The organism is Kitasatospora sp. NPDC057542 (genome assembly GCF_042801945.1).
Lineage (GTDB): Bacteria > Actinomycetota > Actinomycetes > Streptomycetales > Streptomycetaceae > Kitasatospora.
This window is the reverse complement of the sequence record NZ_JBHVFE010000847.1, coordinates 1-1,282: the sequence shown is the minus strand read 5'-3', so window position 1 is coordinate 1,282 and position 1,282 is coordinate 1. Positions and strand designations below refer to the sequence as shown.

Annotated in this window: 1 protein-coding gene; it reads right to left on the bottom strand. The window is 75.1% G+C overall.

What is annotated here, in order from left to right; translation table 11 throughout:
• Positions 1-177: 177 nt before the first annotated feature.
• Complete coding sequence (locus ACFU7Y_RS44035) at positions 178-1,002, bottom strand: trypsin-like serine protease (RefSeq protein ID WP_374119970.1); 825 nt, start codon at positions 1,000-1,002, stop codon at positions 178-180.
• Between the last annotated feature and the right edge of the window lie 280 nt (positions 1,003-1,282).

Sequence of the window (1,282 nt, the reverse complement as noted above, 5' to 3'; positions counted from 1 at the left end):
GCCTTCGGGGTCCGGTCGCCCGGCTCTGCTGTACCCCCGGTCACCCTCTCGGCCCGGGCCCGGCCGACGCGTCCGACGCGACGTCAGAACCCGGTGTCAGAACCCGGCGTCAGAACGTGACCAGCTGCTCACCCACCGCGATGTCCGAAGCGCCGGGCACACCGCGTCCGCCGGCGTTCACAGCACCGAGCGCACCGCGTCCGCGACCGAGGACACCCTGGTGTAGACCCCGGGGTGGGCCCCGTCGGCACAGCCCGTCCCCCAGGACACCAGACCGACCAGCCGGCCCCCGACGGTCATCGGGCCGCCGCTGTCGCCCTGGCAGGCGTCCTTGCCGCCCCTCTCCTCGCCCGCGCAGACCATGCCCCGGGCGTCGAACTTGCCGTCCCGCCCGCCCGGATAGGCCTGCGCACAGGTCCGGTCCGGCACGATCGGTACGGCCACCCCGCGCAGCGCGGGCGAGTAGTCGCCCCGCCCGGTGGTGTCGCCCCAGCCGAACACCTGCGTCGTGGTCCCGGCCGCGTACGGCGCGGTCTCGCCCTGGCCGACCAGCTCGACCACCGGCCGGGTGCCCTGGGACTCGGCGAGGGTGAGCACCGCGACGTCGTTCATGTTGGCGGCGAAGGAGTAGTCGGGGTGGATCCAGACCGACCGCACCGCCACCTCGCGCCCGGCCGTGCCGCGCATGTCGTCCCGGCCGACGATCACCCTGAGACCCGGCCGGTCCACCCGGCCCTTGGCCTCGTCGTAGAAGCAGTGCGCGGCCGTCACCACCTTGGTCGGGGTGACCAGCGCACCGCCGCAGAACTGGCCTGAACGGGCGCCGCCGAACTGCTGGCGACTGGACAGCGCCACGATCCACGGGTGGTCCGCGGTGCTCACCGCGGTGCCGCCGACCACCCGGCGCTGCGCCTCGGCCGGCGCCGCGGTGCCGAGGGCGACCAGTGGGACGGGCACGGCGGCGAGCAGTGCCAGCACGGCGGCCCTGCGGCGGCGGCCCACCCGGACGGCGGCCGGATCGGCCGGGTCGGCGAGGTCTGCCGGGAACGGGGCGGTCGTCGGCAGGTCAGTGCGGTCCGGCTCGGTCGGCACCGTGACTCCAGGAGGCTCGGAAGCAGGCAACCGGCACAGCGTAGGTGACCGGCTACACGATGCGACCGCTTCCCGCCGCGCCGCCGCCTGTCAGTCCTTGATCAGGCAGATCGCCGCGCCGGACGACAGCGCGCCGCCGACCTCGGCCTTCAGGTCCGTGACGGTGCCGGCCCGGTGCGCGTTGATGGGC